Raw genomic sequence first — 3,183 nt, forward strand, 5'->3', positions numbered from 1 at the left:
TTCCTTTGGTTCTTCTTTGGAAGCAGGGGTTGGGTTTAATGCCCGTCTCTCAACAAAACTTTCTCTTCGTGGAGATGCCACTTATCAGCATAGATTTAAGAAAATTGGTTTTTCTGGAACGAGTTTCTCTGCTGGATTGCATTATTATTTTTAGCTATACATAAACTATATAGTAACTTATATATAAGTATATATAGTGTTATATTAAGTATTAAAGTAGCTCTTTAGTTTTATATTTATTGTATTTTGAGAAATTTATTAGCTTAAATATAGACATTATTCTTCAATAAATAGAAGTAGGGGAATAGGAGGCGGCAAGAGTTATGATTTATGTATTTCATAAATATGTATTTTTATGCAACGTTACAACAGCTATTCTTTATTTTTTGCAGGTTACGTATGTTAGTGCTGCTGGATCTTCAAGTGATCCAAGAGGGGTGTTTTATAAATGCGATGATAGAAAAACACACTTTCTCGCAGATAAAGTTTATTACTTAAAAAATTCTCAGGAGGCTGCACCTATTGCAGCTATATATGTAGAAAAAGCAGGCACTGTTGTTAATGCCTCTCAGATAGCAGTTTATGGCGATGATCCAGATAAAATATCTGCCTATGGGGCGTATGTAAGAAATGGTGGAAAAATTAATCTAATAGCTTCAGATTTTAAGAATATACCTGCTCTTCGTGCTCAAAATGCCGTTATTAGCATGACAGTAGGGGAAATTAAGGGGACTTCACATGCTATTTATGCATGGGGGAGAGGAACGGATATTGCTTTAGTGAGTGTGAATATCAATATTGAGCCAGATAATTTGAATGTAAAAGGGATCGGTATTATAAGTGGTTTTGATGCAATGGTTAAAATGACAGACGGTACCGTTAATTTTAACCAGATTGGCTCATTTTCAACCCGATTTGGGGGGCGCTATATTCTTGATACTATGGGGATTACGGGGCATGGAAGGAGGGAGGAAACTTTAACAGATAGTGATGGAGCTATGGGGGTATTGCCAGAAGCTTTTGAGGTTTTTCAAGGTGGTGACGTTCATTTGAAAAACAATTTTATCCAGCTAAACCATATGCATGCATTTTTGATGAAAAACTTTTCAGGTTATGTAAGTGATAATGGTAAGTTAATTCAAAAATATATTTCACCAGATGGCTTTAAAAATACAAGTATTAAGATAGAAAAAAACAATATTTCTGTTCAGGGTGAGGGAGTATATGGACTGTATTTTAATGTTTTAGCTCCAGAAGAGATTGCTAAAATGTTGAGGCAACGAGATGATGAAAAAAATTTAGAAACCAAAAAAGTTATTACGGGGAGGGCTTTTGTTTATTTATCAGAGACAAATATGACAGTTCCAGATGGGATTGCAATTTATGCGAAGGGGAATAAAGACTATGAAGTAAAAGGCACTCTTGAATTATCGCATGAAACAAAAATCTCTGGTGATGTGTTGCTAAAAGCTGAAAATAATGCTTCTCTATTGGTGAAAGCAAACGCTTCCTCTCTTACAGGAGGTACGCGTGTTGAAGATAGATCGGTTATTGATTTAGAGTTAATTCGTTATTCAAAATGGTATCTTACTAAAAGTAAATACAATGGTTTACAGGAATCTGTTTCATCGCTTTCTTCTCTAAGTCTTTCCAATAGCACATTGATCTTTGATGAAGATAGTGGTTATCAAACGCTACGCATTGGAAAAAAAGCAGATATAGATGCAGGAGATAAAATTCTCGCATCAAAAGATAAAAAAGTCTATAGTGCTGAGGGAAACGCTCAGATTAGGTTGAATACATTTTTGAATGATGAGGGTTTGTTTGATCCCCAAAAGACGGATCGCATATTGATCTATGGGGATGTTTCTGGAACGACATTCATTCATATGCAAAATTTTCCAAAATATTCAAGTAAAGAAGTCTATGAGGGAAGAGATCAAAGCATTTCAATCGTTCAAGTTGCAGGAACAGCGCGGGCAGGTTCTTTTCGACTCGCCAATGGTTATAATGGTTATACTACGGTGAAAGGTTTTCCTTATCAATATCGTATTCGTGGTTATGGTCCGGGCTCGCCTTTTGGAGAAGCGAATGCTAAGCAAAGATTAGTGGAAGGTGAGGGGGATTTTTGGGATTTCCGACTCGAAGGGGTTTATATTTCTTCTAGAATAGGTTCTTATAATGGTCCATTTGGTAAACCTTCTTCGTTTTCATTATCTCATCCTGTTAATCCTCCATCTTCTCCTCCCAATTCACTTTCTACGTCGTTGATATCTGATGCTCCTTCTTCTACGTCCTCTGGTCCTGTTGAACCTCCGCCTCCCAATTCACTTCCTACGTCGTTGATATCTGACTCTCCTTCTTCTACATCCCCTGATCCTGTTGATCCTCCACCTTCTCCCCCCGATCCACTTTCTACGTCGTTGACATCTGACTCTCCTTCTTCTACGTCCTCTGGTCCTGTTGATCCTCCGCCCCCCAATCCATTTTCTACGTCGTTGATATCTGACTCTCCTTCTTCTACGTTCTCTGCTCTTGTTGATCTTCCACCTTCTCCCCCCGATCCACTTTCTACGTCGTTTATGTCTGACTCTCCTCCTTCTACGTCCTCTGGTCCTGTTGATCCTCCGCCCCCCAATCCATTTTCTACGTCGTTGATATCTGACTCTCCTTCTTCTACGTTCTCTGCTCTTGTTGATCTTCCACCTTCTCCCCCCGATCCACTTTCTACGTCGTTTATGTCTGACTCTCCTTCTTCTACATCCCCTGATCCTGTTGATCCTCCATCTTCTCCCTCCGATCCACTTTCTACGTCGTTGACATCTGACGCTCCTTCTTCTACATCCCCTGATCCTGTTGATCCTCCATCTTCTCCTCCCGATCCACTTTCTACGTCGTTTATGTCTGACTCTCCTTCTTCTACATCCCCTGATCCTGTTGATCCTTCATCTTCTCCCCCCGATCCACTTTCTACGTCGTTGACATCTGACGCTCCTTCATCTCCAGATTCTGTTGTTCTTCCTTCTGCGTCTGTTGAACCAAAGCTTTCTGAGTCCTCTGATGCTTTGGAACCTTCGTCTAATCTCTCTATATCGCTTGATGTTCGGCCTGAGCTAGGTATTAGAGCTGTTGTTCCACAGGTTCCAACTTATCTTCTTTTGCCAAATGCCTTATTTCATGCTG

At 39.5% G+C, this 3,183-nt stretch carries 2 protein-coding genes; both read left to right on the forward strand.

Translation table 11 applies throughout. From position 1 onward, the window contains the following. On the forward strand, positions 1–154 hold a 154-nt coding region (locus tag ACFIMW_RS08950), incomplete at its 5' end, for an autotransporter outer membrane beta-barrel domain-containing protein (RefSeq protein ID WP_375614236.1). 169 nt (positions 155–323) lie between these two features. Continuing rightward, positions 324–3,183, forward strand: a 2,860-nt coding sequence (locus ACFIMW_RS08955; RefSeq protein ID WP_375617381.1) for an autotransporter outer membrane beta-barrel domain-containing protein, incomplete at its 3' end; no start/stop codon positions are given.

Origin of the sequence: Bartonella sp. AC329YNZD, from assembly GCF_042196685.1 — a bacterium.
Lineage (GTDB): Bacteria > Pseudomonadota > Alphaproteobacteria > Rhizobiales > Rhizobiaceae > Bartonella.